Origin of the sequence: Photorhabdus khanii NC19 (assembly GCF_000517265.1) — a bacterium.
Classification (GTDB): Bacteria; Pseudomonadota; Gammaproteobacteria; order Enterobacterales; family Enterobacteriaceae; genus Photorhabdus; species Photorhabdus khanii.
Genome location: NZ_AYSJ01000017.1, coordinates 258,659 through 276,395 on the forward strand (window position 1 = coordinate 258,659; position 17,737 = coordinate 276,395).

The window sequence follows — 17,737 nt, forward strand, 5'->3', positions numbered from 1 at the left end:
TGTTCCTTTCATTGTGAATCATAATGCAATCCATTTTCCTCATTAAGCCAATTTAATCGCCCGATAAGGTGTTATTTTCGCTTTTCCTGCAATGAAAGGCTCGCTCTCCAGAGATAAAAACAACTGTGGTCAATAATCTTAAGAAATAATTTCATTTATTATTATTTTTATTAAAATTATTTCTTCTAGTGAAGGTTTACTATCAATAAGAGAGAGAATCAATACAATACTATCGATATTATTTGGTCAATGTTGGTGCTGCAATTGGTCCTTATATTGGATTAGTCTCTGGCCTATCCATTATTATCCCTAATTAGCTTGATAACTCTATTGATTTATTATACCTTTTTAATCAAAAAAATAATTAATGGTGGATGTATGAATTTCAATTTTGATGTTGTATTCGATTGTTATGTTTTTTCATCGTGAAACAAACAAACCCCATTTTTTTAAACGAGGTTTGTTTGCGGTCTGACTGGAATTAATGATTCCAGTTTTTTATATTTGCTGAAAAAGTGCGATATCAGCAATTTGTCGGTAATGAATTATTTCGCTTTACCCTGATTTGCTACAGCAGCGGCTTTTGCTGCGATTTCATCAGCATTACCCAGATAGTAATGCTTAATGGGTTTCATGTTTTCGTCGAATTCATAAACCAAAGGTACTGCTGTTGGAATGTTCAGTTCAAGGATGGATTCTTCGCTCATGTTGTCCAGATATTTAACCAGAGCGCGCAAAGAGTTACCGTGAGCAGCGATAATCACTTTCTCTCCTTTAGCAACACGAGGTTTGATAACGTCTTCCCAGTAAGGGATCACGCGCTCAATAGTTGTTGCCAGGCTTTCAGTCACGGGTAGCTCTTCTGGTTTCAAATTTGCGTAACGTGGATCATGACCTGGAAAACGTTCATCATCTTGAGTTAAATCTGGTGGGGTGATAGCAAATCCACGACGCCACAGTTTAACTTGATCATCACCGTATTTAGCTGCGGTTTCTGATTTGTCCAGACCTTGCAGAGCACCATAATGGCGTTCATTCAGTTTCCAGCTTTTCTCAACAGGTAACCATTGTTGATCAACCTGATCCAAAATGTTCCACAGCGTGTGAATAGCACGTTTCAGAACCGAGGTGTAGGCGAAATCAAAAACAAAGCCTTCTTCTTTCAGTAGCTGGCCTGCTTGTTGAGCTTCGGCGCGACCTTTTTCAGAGAGAGCGACGTCAGTCCAGCCAGTGAAACGGTTTTCTTTGTTCCACTCGCTTTCACCATGTCTTACCAGAACCAGTTTAGTTACAGCCATAGCTTAAACTCCTTAAAAAACCAAACGTAATGATAACTGCGAGCATTATATTGCCCTATACACCAGAACGGCAATCAATAGTCTGGTTCCATCACGTTATTTGCCTGAAAACCTTAATTTTTTGCAAATTACTGAAAATATACCGTGCAAGTTTGACACGTTATAGTGCTGTTACTAACTTGATGGGATAAGTAAAGAACAGCAAATGAACCAAATTAAGGACGAAATGGAACCCGACAGCGACCCACAGCCGGCCACTCCACATCCATGCAAGACCGTATATTAATCCTGCGAGTGTAGCGAAAATCACCAGTAATAGGCCTCCAGCGAAGTGCGAGCCACCAAACATCAAGGCAGTGATGATCAGGGCAAAATAGGGGTTAATCCACTGACTCAACCTTTGTTGGATATAGCCACGAAACAGCGCTTCTTCTGCCAGAGAAACAAAGAAAATATTTGCCAAAATAAACATCGGCAACCATTGTGGCATATGCAGTTCAATGGCAAGTCCTCCCAAGGCTGTTGCTATACCGAGTAGTACCGGAATGGCAACAGTCAAGATTATCCACGCATAAGGGCGAGCCTTTGCCAGTGGTTTTGTTGTAAATAATCCAGGCATGCAACATAGCAGAAGGAAAGGGATAAGTGCCTTATCGAAGTTGAAATACATTGAGAATGACGCACTATGAGGACCAACTTGAATGTTATCGAGATATTTCAGGTTATGAAAACCTGGGATCAGATGCAGGAATAACGCGATACCAAAGGCGAGCAATAGCAGCTCAGTTGTTATTTTGATGATGTTATTTTGCTGAAAATAGATACGTAGTGCACCTAACACGAAAATAATTGCAATAGTGGCAATTGCTGGATAAATCATAACTTGCGTTACAAATCCAGTAACAATGGCGACCAGTAGAACGATAAGTGCAGTAGTGCGGTGTATAGCTAATAACGCCAGCGATGTGGCAAGTAAACCCCAAATCATATATGCCCTGTTGTTTTCAATAAGTTAAAAGATAATATCTGAGAAGCAAATCAAAGATTGATGAGAACTATTATTAAATGGTCAAAAAATAGTAACGTAAGATGATTAAATTGCGATGTTTTTTTCACTGGTCGGAGAAGAAAACCATTGGTGACAATTATTTTTTGGTCAAAATTCGTCTAACAAGAGCCTGTATTGTAAGGTTTATTACTGGCATGTACCATTAGATCTGATTAGATAGGGTATGGAGAATAAACTTCATTAAGATATTCGACAGATCAGCCACTTATATAAATAACTAGTGGCTGTCAGATCGGGTTTGAATCTAGTACAAATTATTAGCTTATTTTCGCGTACTGATTTTAACCTCCAGCGCACCTTCATTATCTGTTAATCCGGCACCATAACGCCCTTCTAAGTCATCATTGATACAAAGCTGTAATTCACCAGATAACCCACTCGGGACACTGGCTTCACGACTAATCAAAAAAACTGTTCTACCGACACGGCCTACCAGTGCACCTACTGGCTGGCCTGGTAACGTGTAGTCTTGTTGGGCAATATGAGCCCTATCTCCTTCTGCCTGGCAACGGCTGTACTGCGGGTTAAAAGACCATGTACCGCTGAGATAGGTAATTGTGGTTGTCTGACTTGTATTGACTGTCACACCGCTCTTCTGCCAAGGCTTATTCGCAAGTACAGACAGGGTTACCGGACACAAAATATTGGCCGCTAATTCAATTTCTTGTGCTTGAAAGCCAGCGCCACCCAAGGCTGAGACTAACTCTGAGCGAGTGGTAGCTGGATACACTTTAGGATCAAGCAACATTTGACCAACTTCTAGCGGGCGAAGCGTTGGGAAGTGATTGTGCAGTGCAATGGCAATCTCGCTAATAGGAAACTCAAGCAGACGTAAAATAACGGCGATATCGGTTGCATTGAGTGCTTTCTGATAGACTCCAGATAGAGCATCAACAATAGTATTGCTATTTATTTGTTTTAAACTAGACAATGGATCAGCACTGTTGGTCTGAATAGGGTTTATGATCGCTTGCTGTGTTGAAACTTGCTGTTGCTTTTGGGATTGCATAGCAATATTCCTTTATCTGTCGATTAAATAAGCTCATGAAACAATTACTGTCTACCATAAATTTCTAGCAGGACAGCTGCCATTTCGTTGGCGCTGATGGATGGGTAGGCCGACTTTAGTCCTCGCCCAATTTCTACTGCTATATAGCCTGCTTGTGCCATCGCTGTTGCTAGCATATTCATCTTGAGATCAGGAAAGGATTCAATTATCAGTTTTCCGCAATCATTGCCACTCATCTGCTGTTGATATGCCGACTGTGCAATTTGTTCTGGTGTTATCGCCACCTGTATTGCTACTCCATCACTCCAGATACTTGGGATCTGGAATGATGTTGCGGTAGTATCCGGCATACTAGCCAGATAGAGTTGATACGTTCCTGCAATTGGGATCGGCGGTAAAGCGATACGGGCTTGTCCAGTTGGGGAATGCACGGTTTGTTGTATCCATGCACGGTTTGGATCCTGTAAGCTGAGTAAATAGTGAGTAATATCAGGACAGCATTGCCATTGAATCTCTATGCCACCAGATTGATAATTAGCCTGAATTTGTTGAGGGGTATCCAGACGTAACCATTGCTGAACCTGACAAAATTCGCTGGCAATATAATCGGGGTTGTTCAATGTTGCTAATGAAAAATGATATTGCCCGGCAGGTTTCAGCTTATCAAAGATAATAGTCATTGAACTCTGTGGAGCGGCAATTGAGAGATTTTCGGTTTGTCCATTGCCCTCGATTTGTACGTTATAGTGACTGGCGTCTGTTACCAGACTCCACTTCAATATAAGATCAATATCTCTTTTAATAAGGGGTTTTATTTCTAAATTGATGTCCAATTCCGGCATTGGTAGACGATACTGCTGTAATTGACTTTCTGAGCTGGTAAAGTCTTGCTTGGTAGCGGCTACTGACCAGGTATAAACGCCAGCGGCTAGTTCCGGCACAATAGGTAAAATAAATGAATTATTGTTGTGATTCTGTTTGTTATTGAATAACACTTTGCCATTTGGTGCTTTATTTTCTTTTACAGTAGAGAAAAACAGGGTAGGACCGGGATCCTGCTCAAAACCGGTAATTTGCAGTACAAATAATGAAATCGGATTAAGTATCTGGATCTTTGCATTGACACCTTCTTTGGTAATTTGCATATCCCCTTTGAGCTTCAAAGTTTCAATCAGTGTAATGTCAAACAGGGCATGAAGGTGAAATCCTGGCTGATAATGGGTGATATCCTGATTTAATAACAGAGATTTTTCGGCTAAAGAGGAAATAAGCGTATTTTCTTGTTTAATATCTCCATCTGTTTCGCGCCGGTAATAAAGGTTGCTCCCCGGATGAAAAACGATATCAATAAAATCACTCGGCCAGGAGAAAGTAGGACTAGAAAATGATGCCTCAAATATATCATGTATCGATAAATCTTTATTAATAGCCACTGAGGCCAATATGGGGGTATTATCTAGCAGATAAATAGATCCACTTAATGCCAGTAGTTTTGCATAATTAATGGTTCCCTTTACCCAATATAATCCAACTTTAGGTTGTTTCTTTTCTGGCACGGCAAAGGTGTAATCAATACCAAAAGATAAATCATCAAATGTGACGCCAGTCATTCTTCTGTCAAAGGGCTTAACAATAGTACTTTCTGAGCTTTTATGACAGATTTGTAAAGATGCCTGTACTTGTTTTTCATCTGCACTTAAAGCCCCGTCAAAATAATACGTTTTCTGGAACAACTCTAATGTGATAATGCCTTCTATTTCATATTTTGCGTAATTATCAAACTGATATTTAAGTATTAAATTGTTGAAGCCAAAAATATTAAATAGTTTGAAGTCAGGAAGAACGACAGTGTAGAGGCTTTTTTTAATTGATTCACCTGCGGATATTCCCTTAATTAAGCGACCGTTTAGCGAGATGTCTGCCTGTGGCAGATCGCCATTTTTAACACCAACCTCAATTAAGTTGTTAAACAGATAATTGCCTTTTAAACGCAAGGTTAGCCAGAAGGTACAACTATGGGATACAGGAGTTTCCGTTTCTGTCACCGACGTTGGCAAAGGTATTTGTGGAAAAATATTACACAGTTTCTCTGTTTCTGGTGGGGTGGCATGATTGGAGAAAGTAAAAAACCCCGCATCCTGTATTAATAGCGGCGCTTCTTGCTCAGGTAAATCAAGATGAAAAGCATGGTTGAGTAATTTAAAGATATTGAGATTGTCAGCCCCTGCCTGTTTCGCAGTCATATCAATATAGATTAGAGAATAACTGTTGAATAAAGCAAGCTGGCATTGCATTGGGCTACGCATTTCGCCATCAAATATTTTGCACCAATCAAAATGGGCTTCAATCTCAAATCGTATCCCCATAAGTAGGGAATCCACCTTTGGTCTGATGGAAACATTTTTTCACTCTACTTTTAATAATAGTCTAATCCAATTCTCTAAATAATCTATCTAAATAATGTGATGAATGTCTATATAATGATTGTAATCATGTAATGGAATTGTTAAGTGAATAAAGTCTTCATTTAAAGGTAAATGACTAAGGGATTGTTGTCATTATTTTTGGCTATATTAGATTAATATTTTTATAGTTAAATCTGTCATTTATAAAATTAAATTATTTTACGGAGAAAAGATTAACGGCGGGTATTTTTATGTTAATTAACTTTCTTGACACTTTAAATTATTACGAACAGATAAAGCCAGCATGCTTGCATATGTATTGCTACGAGGTTGACATAGGCACACTTTGCAATGCTGGCTTTTGTTTCAGTATTAATCTCATTTTAATACTTTAATGATTGATTCTTTCTGTTTTATAACGATAGATGTCACCGTCAGGAATAAATATCAGCCGGTGAGTAATGCATTGCGGAGCATCTTCCTGATGATGAGAAACAAACAGCAGCTGAGTATCACCGTCAGCAATCATGATATCAATAAAACGTAATATTAACTGACGGTTGAGTGGATCAAGCCCTTGCAGAGGTTCATCAAGAATCAGTAAAGCCGGATGTTTAACCAGCGCACGAGCTATCAGAACCAGCCGTTGTTGTCCCCATGAAAGGCTGTGAAACGGGCCGTTGGCAATCTGAGCAGATAATCCCAGCAAAGCCAGCCATTCATCGGCAAGTTGTTGCTGGCGATCGGATACTGCCTGATAAAGACCGATTGAATCGAAGAAGCCGGACAGAATCACATTACGAACACTGGTACTGACACGGTATTGCAGATGAATACTGTGACTGATATAGCCAATATGGCGTTTGATATCCCAAATCGTTTCGCCACTACCGCGCTGGTGACCAAACAGAATCAATTCATTACTGTAGCCTTGGGGATGATCTCCGGTAATCAGATTCAGGAGGGTTGATTTTCCAGCGCCGTTTTGACCAATAATCTGCCAGTGTTCACCCGGGTTTACCTGCCAATCCAGCCCGTGCAAAATGGGTTGTTCGTTATACTGAACCACACCATTACGCAAGATAATTAAAGGTTGGTCAGGAGGTAGCTGATCATCAAGACGACATTCATCCGCTTCTGGTAAATGGATACCGTTAAGTTTTTCGCTGTGCACCAGTTGAGCAACCAGTGGATCTGCCATCACTTTTTCTTTTATGCCAGCAGATGTCAGATGGCAATCTGCCAGTACACCAATTTGATCAACAAAACCTGGGATTTCACTAAACCGGTTAAGGATAAGCACCAAAACGATACCTTTTGCTGACAATGTTTCCAGTAATTCAGCGAGTTGACCACGGGCAAATGCATCAAGGCCATCAAAAGGTTCATCAAGGATCAGTAAATCAGGTGCAGCCATTAATGCCTGGCAAAGCAATGTCTTTCGGGTTTCGCCGGTAGAAAGATATTTAAAACGACGGGAAAGTAAATCCATAATACCGAACTGTTTTGCCAGTTCCAGACAAAGCTCATTATCTTTATGATGAAGTTGAATAATTTCTGCCGCAGTGAGGCCGGTGTCATCCTCATCGTCACTCAGCATATCAGTATTATTGCGTTGCCATTCTTCCTCAGTCAGTTTTTGTAATTGTTCTAAAGAGACGCAGGCACATGTGCGAAATGAGCAATTTTGCTCGCCGGAAAGCTGTACTAATTCATTTGACAGCGCACGGGCCAATGATGATTTTCCACTACCGTTAGCACCAACAAAAGCCCAATTTTCACCAGAGGAAATTTTTAGTGACGGTAATTGCAAGGTTTGAGTATCACTTAAACGGAAACAGCCTTGCGTTATTTGCAATTCAGACATCTTTTATTCCTTTTTAAGCAACGCAAATATCTTCTCACAAATAAGCGGAATGACGCTGAATGTCAATATTAACTTTTAATTAACTTTCAAATAACATTTAATGTCAGATATCAGGGGATATGTGAGGTACACAACTTCATAATGTCCCCGGATATTCCGAATGATTCAGTGATAATAGTGTCAATTTTTAACAAAGAGTTGCAATAATCACTTGATCAGCATTGAAAAGAGCAGTGATTTTATCTTTAAGGTGTAGTTTCAGTTTATCCGCGTTTTGATTAGTCAGAGTAGAACAGAGGGTTTCACCACCATCAAGAACGATAAGAACTTCTGTGCTCTTTTCACCAGTTTCGATTTTACTAACCTGGCCTGTCAGGGCATTGTCAAAATGATTGTCGGGAAGTTGCTCTTTCGTCAATGTTATCCAGGGCGCTTTAATCAAAGCCAATACCTCCTTACCTTTTATCAGATCCAGACGGTCAGCACTCTGCTCTGTCAATGCTGCATTCAGTGATGTTTGACCATCTGCCAGCAATATGCGGACATGTTGCTGCACCTGATTATGGTCACGGTCAGTAATTGTGCCAAAGAATTGATTACGGGCGCTGGTTTGCAGAGAAAAACGGGAAATCGCAGCCAATAAGCTATCGAGGGGAAGGAGATCATCTTTCAGCACATCAAAGGCTTTTTGTTGAATTTGTGACAGCAAATCATAAAGTTGTAACAAACGTTCACCATAACGGGTAAGATTCGTCCCGCCGCCGCCCTTACCACCAGTAGCACGATCCACCATTGTTTCATCTGCTAACTGGTTCATTTCATTGATGGCATCCCAGGCGCTTTTATAACTGATGCCAGCCAGCTTTGCCCCCTGGCTGATAGAACCCGTTGCTTTAATCTGTTTCAGTAATAAGATTCGGCGTGGGTCTGCGAATAACCGTTGCTGTAATTTCAGTGTTAATAGAATTTCGGCTTGCATAATTGTTTTTTTCAGGAAATAAAATCGTAAATTTTTGTTGGATAACCGGGAAAAACGCACGTTTAGCCGGTTACAGTTGTTTGTCTTTGTCTAGAATGGTACTAATTATAGCGCTATTACCCGCTATGGTTAAAAATGTGTTATGTTGCCGGCTCATTTAATGAGCCACTATGTGAGGCTACCATGTTTGAATTGATTAAAAGTATGGCCTTTGCCCTGGTCATGGTACCGGTAGTGATGGTCGGAATCTTGGGTTTAATTTATGGCCTTGGGGAATTGTTTAATATCATTTCCCGTATTGGTCATTCTGAGAAGTAGAACTAATATTTCTTTGTACACCAGATGCCATTCTGATTACCCGGTGATTCACCGGGTAATTTGTCTTAATTAATCATAATCAGTTTATTTTATTTATCTTATTTTTCTATTACAGCATTTTGCTTCAAATGAAATCAGATAGTAAAAGTTGCTCACAATTTGCCGATTATTAATGAGATAGTCTTCCATTCAGCGCTATATCTTGTTATATACAGCGAACTAATTGGTAATTACGCAGGTGGAAAACAAATGAAGAAGAGTTTTGCTAAACTGTTAGCGGGAGTTATTGTTTCTTTTACTTTGACGTGGCAAGCATGGGCTACGGAGAAAGTCACCGTATTCGCTGCTGCCTCACTGACCAATGCACTTGACGATATTTCGATACAATATAAGCAAGAAAAGAAAGGTGACGTGGTGGCTTCCTATGCATCATCTTCTACTTTGGCTCGCCAGATTGAACAAGGTGCTCCGGCAGATATTTTTATTTCCGCTGACCAACAGTGGATGGATTACATTGCTGGGAAGAAACTGATTATTGATAAAACTCGCTTTACTATTTTAGGAAATCAACTGGTTCTGATTGCACCGAAAGAGAGCAAACTTAATAAAATTAACATTAATAAAGAGACCCAATGGAAATCTTTATTGGCTGATGGCCGTCTTGCCGTCGGTGATCCAGATCATGTTCCGGTAGGTATCTATGCTAAACAATCGCTGCAATATTTGGGGGCATGGGAGACGGTTAATCCTCTGCTGGCTCGCACCAGTAATGTGCGCAGTGGTATGGCGCTGGTGGAACGTGCAGAAGTTCCATTGGGGATTGTTTATGCTTCAGATGCTGTTGCCAGTGATAAAGTCAAAGTTGTGGGGATTTTCCCGGCAGAGAGCCACAAGCCTATTGAATATCCTATGGCGATCATCAAAGCTCATAATAATCCCGCAGTGCTTGGTTTTTATGACTATCTGAAAACCCCTGAGGCCGCTGCAATTTTTAAACGTTACGGTTTTCGCCCACTTTAGGAATAGGCTTTTGGAGATATTAAGTGAATATGAATGGCAAGCCATCATCCTGAGTCTGAAAATTTCAGGTATGGCGGTGTTAATTAGCTTGCCGTTTGGGATCTTGATGGCATGGATTCTGGTTCGTTTCCGGTTTCCGGGTAAATCATTACTTGACAGTATTATTCATCTGCCATTGGTGTTACCGCCAGTGGTAGTGGGGTATCTACTGTTGATCAGTATGGGGCGTCGTGGATTTATTGGTGAATGGCTATATGACTGGTTTGGCATCAGCATTGCATTCAGTTGGCGTGGTGCTGCGTTGGCTTCTGCGGTTGTTGCTTTTCCGCTGATGGTCAGGGCGATACGTTTGGCGTTGGAAGGTGTTGATCGGCGGTTGGAACAGGCTGCCCGTACCTTGGGGGCAAATCCGTTCAGGGTCTTTTTTACGATTACATTGCCGCTCTCTTTGCCTGGGATTATTGTTGGTATTATTCTGGCATTTGCCCGTTCATTGGGGGAGTTTGGTGCAACCATCACCTTTGTATCTAATATTCCGGGTGAAACGCGGACAATACCTTTGGCAATGTATACTCTGATTGAGACGCCTGGAGCAGAAACTGCCGCGGCTCGTTTATGTATTATTGCCATTATTCTTGCTTTGATGTCATTGATGATTTCTGAATGGCTAACCCGTTGGGGAAGGAAACGTCTGGGAGCAACATGTTAGAGCTGGATTTTGAACAACAACTTGGTGATCTTCATTTACAGGTTGACACGCAGTTACCCTCTGAGGGAATTACGGCTGTTTTTGGCCTTTCAGGTGCGGGAAAAACTTCACTGATAAATGTTATTTCTGGTTTGCTACGTCCACAGAAAGGGCGGGTTGTTCTCAATGATCATGTATTGGTGGATATTGAAAAAGGGACTTGCTTGCCACCAGAGCAACGCCGTATAGGTTATGTCTTTCAGGATGCCCGGCTGTTTCCTCATTACCGGGTAAAAGGCAATCTGCAATACGGAATGTCTTCGGTGATGAAACCGGAGTTTGACAGCATTATTCATTTGTTGGGAATTGAGCACCTGCTATCCCGTTTTCCTCTTACCCTGTCCGGTGGTGAAAAACAGCGGGTTGCTATTGGTCGCGCTTTATTGACGGCACCTGAATTGCTGTTAATGGATGAGCCATTGGCATCTTTGGATCTCCCGCGTAAACGCGAACTTTTGCCTTATCTTGAAAGGCTTTCTCAAAATGTCAAAATCCCGATTTTGTATGTTAGCCATAATTTGGATGAAATCCTTCGCCTGGCTGAAAATGTGATCGTAATGGATAACGGGAAAGTCAGGGCGACAGGGAAATTAGCCGAGGTTTGGGCTAGCAGCGCACTGCGTCCCTGGTTACAAAAAGAGACGCTCAGCAGCATTCTGAACGTTTCAATGGTTGAACATCATAATCGTTATGAAATGACAGCGGTGGCGTTCGCTGATCAGGCTTTATGGCTGCCTAAAATTGATGCTCAACCGGGAACTGATTTGCGTATCAGAATAGATGCTTCAGATGTTTCACTAGTACTGGAACCGCCTCGCGGTAGTAGTATCCGCAATATTTTGGCTGTGAAAGTGGTTGAATTTTTTGATGATGATGGGCAGGTCGATGTCAAACTGACGCTGAGTGGTCATTGTTTATGGGCAAGAATTACTCCGTGGGCAAAGGATGAACTGAATTTGCGACAGGGGCAATGGTTGTATGCCCAAATAAAGAGCGTTTCTCTTAATCGGCAATTGTAGAATCTGATTTTTCATAAATGAATAAACAGGTTGTCAGTTGGAAGAAAGAAGATTGTTTGGAATAACAAGGGGCTCCCATGCGGGATTGCCCCCGAGTGTGATTTATGGATATCGTTAATCAGGCAAGAAATTAAAGGACATGTTTGCGAATAATTTCGGCGATCCCTGGTTGAGTATTATCCAGCGTCACCAAATCGGCCCGTTCTTTGACAGCATCGACGCTGTTACCCATAGCAACACCGAGTCCGGCGGTTTCCAGCATGCTCAGGTCATTAAAGTTGTCACCAAAGGCGATAACATCCTGCATGCTCATTCCCTGTGATTCAATCCACTGTTTCAAACGCATGCCTTTACTGTTGCCTTTTTTGGTAATATCCACTTGATCAAACCATGACCATTCACAGGCAAGACCGATGTCATTTTCGATCTGTTCAGTCACTTCACGTAGCTTTACTAAATCAGGGGAACAGGTAGCGAATTTCCAGATAGACTGCACTTCACCAATAGCATGCTGAAAACTACTGACATGCCGCATAGTTGGGCGTTGAGATTCAGGTAAGGTGTCAGACCATTTCATGGTGCGGGTAATTGTGTCATGCAGTTCTTCATATAACATGGCATCATCCACATACATCAGACGTTGAATATCGGTGTTGCTTAAGTGGGCGAGAACTTTTATCGCTTCCTGAGATGACAGTGGGTCTGAGGCTAATATTTTCTTCTCATGATAATCATACAGATACGTCCCATTACAGCAGATGACAGGCGTATCGAGTTGCAAAGCCTGATAAAAAGGGTGGATAGCGACATGATGGCGGCCAGTTGCAATCAGCACCTTAACACCGGCTTTACGGGCTTCATTCAGTACAGCGAGTGATTCCGGCAGGATATTCTTTTGAGGACTCAGTAACGTACCGTCCAGATCCAAAACAATGACGCGATATGACATAGATTAGCCTCATAACTATATATAATGTAAAAGATATTACATTGGAACTGAATAAAATTAAACCAATTGTACGGTGAGCTTAACGAATAATTAAAGGAGTGAAGATGAAACAGGTGGTTTATACCGCGAGTCCAAACAGTCGTCAGATTCATGTTTGGAACCTGAATAATGAAGGTGAGTTATCATTAATTCAGACAGTTGATGTTCCGGGAGAAGTACAGCCAATGGTGGTTAGCCCGGATCGCAAGCATCTTTATGTTGGGATCCGGCCACAATTCAGTATTGTCACTTACCAGATTGGTTCTGATGGGAAGCTGGTACAGCAGGGAATTTCACCAATACCGGGTAGCCCGACACATATCGCTACTGACAGGCAAGGCTGTTTTCTGTTCTCTGTTTCCTACAGTTATAACAATTTGAGTATCAGCCCAATTGACGAGCAAGGTATTGCAGGCGCGCCTGTTCAGATTATTGAAGGCTTGCAAGCACCGCATTCAGCCAATATTGATTGGGATAATAAACAGCTATTAGTACCTTGTCTGAAAGAAGATCGCATCCGTATTTTTGAGATGACAGAAGAGGGTTATCTGACAGAAAAGCGCGCTGAAGAAATTGTTACCGCAACGGGTGCTGGCCCTCGTCATATGGCATTCCATCCGAATCAGCAGGTGATTTACTGTATTAATGAACTGGATTCTACCGTGGATGTTTATCACAAATGGGAGAAATACCGGATTATTCAGACCATTGATTCATTGCCGGAAGATTTGGCCGGTATTCGTTGGTCGGCGGATATTCATATTACACCGGATGGTCGTCACCTTTATACCTGTGATCGTACTACAAGTTTGATTAGCCATTTTATTATTTCACAAGATGGTTTTAATTTGATTTTGGCAGGGCACTATAAAACCGAAACTCAGCCGCGTGGTTTTGCTATTGACCATAGTGGAAAATACCTGATTGCATCCGGTCAGAAATCTGACCATATCTTGGTTTCTGCTATTGATAAATATACCGGTAAATTAACTGAGTTAGCGCGTTATCCCGTTGGTAAAGCGCCTATGTGGGTGACAGTGTTAGCTCTTTGAGTTTGAGAAAATTGCTGTGTGTTACGGCGATAATAGACAGATGTAAATACATCTCAGATTAATGACAAAGTGCCGGCCTTTTGGTCAGCACTTTAAACTGAGATTTGTGATGCCCACCTGTGCTGAAAAATTGTATTCAAAATGTTATAAAACATGATGAGTTACCAGAATTAATCGGCCTAACTACTATAACTTTCGGAATATTCCTATATCTTTCTAAGTGAAATCCATTGCACTATTGATCATCTATTAGCCTATAAGTGGTAAGAACATGATGACGATTTCAGTTAGACCTACTCTTCGTACTGTAAAACCATGGAGAGGTAAATAGAATGGCAAAAGGCTATTATCTGCTCGTTGGTGATAAAACGACCTGTGGTGGCGTCATTATCACCGGTGACCAGACCATGACATTTAACGGGCGGGCAACAGCGCGTGAAGGGGATCACGTCACCTGTGGTAAACATTCCGGTACTTACATGATTGCCGGGGGTGTACCCAGCATGTTTAGCATGGGACGACGATTGGCGGGCACATTAGATAGTGTCAGCACCTGCCCCTGTCGGGCCAGGCTGATTAATTCCGTGATGGACAGTTATGAGAAGCAGGAAGAGTCTGCTGACCGGGCTGTCGCGCCTGCTAATATGGCGGCGCAGAATGTCTCTTCACCGGTGAAGGAAGCGGGAAGCGCTCAACCCGAACCGCCAGTGACGCAGTCCCCGCCACCACCGATACCGGTGTTTACCAAATCCTGCCAGCGAGGCAAAGGCTGTACGGATGCCGGAACCGAAGCTGAACCCGCGAATAACTTTGGCAGAATGGGGATATATCAGGTGCCGTCATCTCCCGCTCCGGTAGCGGCGCAAAAGCCTGAACCGCCTCCTCAGGGCAAAAAACACCCATCTGAACCGGATAAGCCGCAGGATAAAAAATTGCCGTGGTATAAGCGGTGGTTTCGTGGTGGAAAGGAGCAGGCTGAAGCGGCGGCTACGGCAGTGGCGGCCACCACCCGAAGCGTGGCAGCGGATGGCGAAGCGCTGGTGATGCGTTACATTGGCGGTGGTGCTGCCAGCTCCGGGCGTTGGCTGGCGGCCCCAAATCCGTTGACGGTCGGGTTAATGGGATTGTTTTATTCACCGAGACTGAATGAAGGCGAAGAGGACTACTTAAACTGCTATCGCCTGAGTGAAATTGCTGAACAGTTTGGCAAAGCCCCGACGCGTGTGCGTTTCCGCTGGATCAGAGATGAAAAAAGCGGCAGGATGACGGTTCAGGGGTATCACGTCGGCCCGGAAAGTGGTCTGGATAAAGTGCCGGTTCGTATGATGAGGCTGAATCGGACCACCGGTAATTATGAATTCTGGGAGCCGGGAGAAAATCGGCCAACGATATTATGGACGCCGAACGAACAGGAGTTTCAGGTTCCAGCCCATACCGGGAATGAAGAACGGTCGTTTATTCCGTCGCAAATCATCGTGTTACCAATCCCTGAAAAAGTGGGCAGTGATATTGAATCATTGCCGATGCCGGAAGAAAAGGATTTCCGCGATTATATTCTGATCTTCCCGATCCCGAATATGCCTCCGGTATATGTGTATTTGAGTAAACCTAGAAATGGATTGCCTCAAGATGGACACGACTATCATCCAGCCCCAAAAACAGAGGAAATTACTGGGGTTTCTGGGTTACGGTCAGCTAAGAAAAAAACTCCAAAACAAAGCGGAGGTGGTAAACGAGATAGATGGATCGATAGCAAAGGCCGCCGAATTTATGAATGGGACTCTCAACATGGTGAATTGGAGGTTTACCGGGTAAGTGATGGTGAACACCTTTGCTCTGTAGATTATAAGACTGGGAAAGAGTTAAAATCTGCTGTCAAAGGACGAAACATTAAACAGTATTTGTGAGGTATATAATGGGATTGAAATTAAGATTGGAGTGGTTTAATAAACAAACAGAATTAGGGGAAGGGTGTGAGTATTCCAAGGATTTTGGAGATAATGCTGATGTTATGGCTAGTGGATTGGGAATATCAACAGAAGATAATATAAATAACGGCGGCTTTGATGTGGAATTTAAATGGGTGAGCGCTTTACAGCCTCACTTTTGTCATCAAATTGATTTATCAGCTTATGATTATCAAATCTCTTTTGATTATCGAGACTTGTGGTGAACAGAGATTCAGCGGATGGTGGGATAGTGAGCAACAAACCACTATCCGTGTTTGACAGAGTTTTTGTTCCACTGTACGGCATATTTTGAGTATGAATTTAATGATGGTCAATGTAGAAGTATTAATAAATAGTCTGGGTAAATCTTATCAAGAAATTTTTGATGAGGGATTAATTCTTTATAAAACTAAACCAAATGGTTTTCCGGGTGATGAGGTTATTTAATTATAAATGGTAAAAGATGAGGGCTAGCGTTTTATCGCGAGGGGAAGAATTTAAAAGAAATTACATTAACCCTATTAAAGCTTTTATATCAAGAACGGATTTAACTTAATAAATACAGCTTTTCAAAAGGAGAGTTAATTTTATTTAATCGAAAATCATAAACCATTAATAGAGAGTTTAAAAGAAACCCGCACGTAAAAAAATATTATCCGAACAGATGGGTATTAAAGCGTTTTCCCGCCATATCCGCAGAATGGGTGGCGGGAGAAAATCACTAACAGTAAATTACAAATTAATTGCCTTGAAAACAGCCTCTGTCAGACATGAAAGCTGCTCTGGTTGAATAATATAAGGTGGCATCAGATAAATCAGTTTACCAAATGGCCTTATCCAGACACCTTCAGAAACAAAATGGTGTTGTAACACCGCCATATTCACCGGTTGTTTCATCTCCACCACCCCAATGGCGCCTAATACCCGAACATCAGCCACTTTTACATGTAATTTTAATGGCATCAACTCAGTGCTTAATTGGCTTTCAATCGATTTAATGCGCTGTTGCCAAGAGCTTTCTAGCAACAATTTCAAACTGGCTTCTGCTACGGCACACGCTAATGGGTTTCCCATAAACGTTGGACCGTGCATAAAACAGCCAGCTTCACCATTGCTGATCGTTTCGGCTACTTTACGGGTTGTCAGTGTTGCTGATAGCGTCATGTAGCCGCCAGTCAGCGCTTTTCCCACACATAAAATATCCGGTTCAATTTCAGCGTGTTCACAAGCAAACAATTTTCCTGTGCGGCCAAAACCGGTGGCAATTTCATCGGCAATTAACAGAATCTGATGCTGCTCACAGAGCATTCTGACCTGGCGCAGATATTCAGGATGATAAATCCGCATTCCTCCGGCACCTTGTACAATCGGTTCCAGAATAACCGCGGCAATATCACTGGAATGCTGCTCCAGCAAAGTACGGAATGAAATGATATCCCGTTCATCCCAAAGAGAATCAAATCCACATTCAGGTGATTCGGCAAACAGATGTGGTGGCAGATAACCTTTGTAGAGATTATGCATCGAATTGTCGGGATCACAGACAGACATAGCACCGAACGTATCACCGTGATAACCGTGACGTAATGTCAGAATACGCTGACGTTTCTCACCTTTTGCCTGCCAGTATTGCAACGCCATTTTCAGGGCCACTTCCACCGCAACAGAACCTGAATCAGCCAGAAAGACGCACTCAAGCGATGGTGGCGTAATGTCCACTAATTGCCGGCAAAGTGCGATTGCGGATGGATGTGTAATTCCGCCAAACATGACATGGGACATTTTATCAATCTGAGTCTTAGCTGCCTGATTCAGTATCGGATGATTATATCCATGAATGGCAGACCACCATGAAGACATGCCATCTATCAGCTTACGGCCATCAGTAAGTTCCAGTTCCACACCAGAGGCACTGACAACAGGATAAACCGGAAGTGGTTTGGTCATAGAGGTATAAGGATGCCAGATATGGCGCAGATCAAATTCAATATCGGAAGAAGTCATAAGGCTATATGT

Annotated in this window: 15 protein-coding genes and 1 pseudogene; 8 read left to right on the top strand and 8 right to left on the bottom strand. The window is 42.2% G+C overall.

The features are described 5' to 3' along the window. Positions 1–545: 545 nt before the first annotated feature. From gpmA to modE, 6 genes are all read right to left on the bottom strand, one after another. Positions 546–1,298 carry a 2,3-diphosphoglycerate-dependent phosphoglycerate mutase gene (gene gpmA, locus PTE_RS21915; RefSeq protein WP_036850700.1) on the bottom strand — a complete coding sequence of 251 codons (753 nt, stop codon included), beginning with the start codon at positions 1,296–1,298 and terminating at the stop codon, positions 546–548. Positions 1,299–1,458: 160 nt separating this feature from the next. After that, positions 1,459–2,286, bottom strand: a complete 828-nt coding sequence (locus PTE_RS21920) for a CPBP family intramembrane glutamic endopeptidase (RefSeq protein ID WP_036850703.1) — start codon at positions 2,284–2,286, stop codon at positions 1,459–1,461. A gap of 343 nt (positions 2,287–2,629) precedes the next feature. Further along, on the bottom strand, positions 2,630–3,376 hold the full coding sequence (locus PTE_RS21925) for a hypothetical protein (RefSeq protein ID WP_036850706.1): 747 nt from the start codon (positions 3,374–3,376) through the stop codon (positions 2,630–2,632). Positions 3,377–3,420: 44 nt separating this feature from the next. Further along, on the bottom strand, positions 3,421–5,742 hold the full coding sequence (locus tag PTE_RS21930) for a hypothetical protein (RefSeq protein WP_036850708.1): 2,322 nt from the start codon (positions 5,740–5,742) through the stop codon (positions 3,421–3,423). A 430-nt stretch (positions 5,743–6,172) separates the two neighbouring features. After that, entirely contained in the window at positions 6,173–7,648 is a 1,476-nt protein-coding gene (gene modF, locus PTE_RS21935; RefSeq protein WP_036850711.1) for a molybdate ABC transporter ATP-binding protein ModF, read from the bottom strand. Between the two features lie 187 nt (positions 7,649–7,835). After that, a complete protein-coding gene (gene modE, locus PTE_RS21940) occupies positions 7,836–8,627 on the bottom strand; it encodes a molybdenum-dependent transcriptional regulator (protein WP_036851022.1) in 792 nt (263 codons plus the stop codon). 183 nt (positions 8,628–8,810) lie between these two features. Between modE and PTE_RS21945 the strand changes: the two genes are divergently transcribed. The 4 genes from PTE_RS21945 to modC all read left to right on the top strand — a co-directional run bounded on the left by PTE_RS21945 (position 8,811) and on the right by modC (position 11,732). Further along, entirely contained in the window at positions 8,811–8,945 is a 135-nt protein-coding gene (locus PTE_RS21945) for an AcrZ family multidrug efflux pump-associated protein (RefSeq protein ID WP_071993025.1), read from the top strand. Positions 8,946–9,194: 249 nt separating this feature from the next. Beyond that, positions 9,195–9,965: a molybdate ABC transporter substrate-binding protein gene (modA, locus tag PTE_RS21950; RefSeq protein WP_036850714.1), complete on the top strand. Its 771-nt coding sequence runs from the start codon at positions 9,195–9,197 to the stop codon at positions 9,963–9,965. 70 nt (positions 9,966–10,035) lie between these two features. Beyond that, positions 10,036–10,674, top strand: a complete 639-nt coding sequence (gene modB, locus PTE_RS21955; RefSeq protein WP_241826139.1) for a molybdate ABC transporter permease subunit — start codon at positions 10,036–10,038, stop codon at positions 10,672–10,674. Next, positions 10,668–11,732: a molybdenum ABC transporter ATP-binding protein ModC gene (modC, locus tag PTE_RS21960; protein WP_036850717.1), complete on the top strand. Its 1,065-nt coding sequence runs from the start codon at positions 10,668–10,670 to the stop codon at positions 11,730–11,732. The genes modB and modC overlap by 7 nt, the downstream gene beginning before the upstream one ends. 130 nt (positions 11,733–11,862) lie before the next feature. On the opposite strand, the gene PTE_RS21965 is transcribed toward modC, so the two are convergent. Continuing rightward, positions 11,863–12,681 carry a pyridoxal phosphatase gene (locus PTE_RS21965; RefSeq protein ID WP_036850720.1) on the bottom strand — a complete coding sequence of 273 codons (819 nt, stop codon included), beginning with the start codon at positions 12,679–12,681 and terminating at the stop codon, positions 11,863–11,865. Positions 12,682–12,785: 104 nt separating this feature from the next. Here PTE_RS21965 and pgl point away from each other — a divergent pair, with 104 nt between their 5' ends. From pgl to PTE_RS27410, 4 genes and pseudogenes are all read left to right on the top strand, one after another. Continuing rightward, positions 12,786–13,772 carry a 6-phosphogluconolactonase gene (gene pgl, locus PTE_RS21970; protein WP_036850722.1) on the top strand — a complete coding sequence of 329 codons (987 nt, stop codon included), beginning with the start codon at positions 12,786–12,788 and terminating at the stop codon, positions 13,770–13,772. A gap of 332 nt (positions 13,773–14,104) precedes the next feature. Next, a complete protein-coding gene (locus PTE_RS21975; RefSeq protein ID WP_071993023.1) occupies positions 14,105–15,679 on the top strand; it encodes an S-type pyocin domain-containing protein in 1,575 nt (524 codons plus the stop codon). 8 nt (positions 15,680–15,687) lie between these two features. Beyond that, entirely contained in the window at positions 15,688–15,945 is a 258-nt protein-coding gene (locus PTE_RS21980; RefSeq protein ID WP_036850725.1) for a colicin E3-like toxin immunity protein, read from the top strand. Between the two features lie 100 nt (positions 15,946–16,045). Then, positions 16,046–16,165, top strand: a pseudogene (locus tag PTE_RS27410) (DUF6392 family protein); the annotation flags it as partial. Positions 16,166–16,453: 288 nt separating this feature from the next. Here PTE_RS27410 and bioA read toward each other — a convergent pair. Further along, positions 16,454–17,725 carry an adenosylmethionine--8-amino-7-oxononanoate transaminase gene (gene bioA / locus PTE_RS21990; RefSeq protein WP_036850728.1) on the bottom strand — a complete coding sequence of 424 codons (1,272 nt, stop codon included), beginning with the start codon at positions 17,723–17,725 and terminating at the stop codon, positions 16,454–16,456. Positions 17,726–17,737 lie beyond the last annotated feature (12 nt).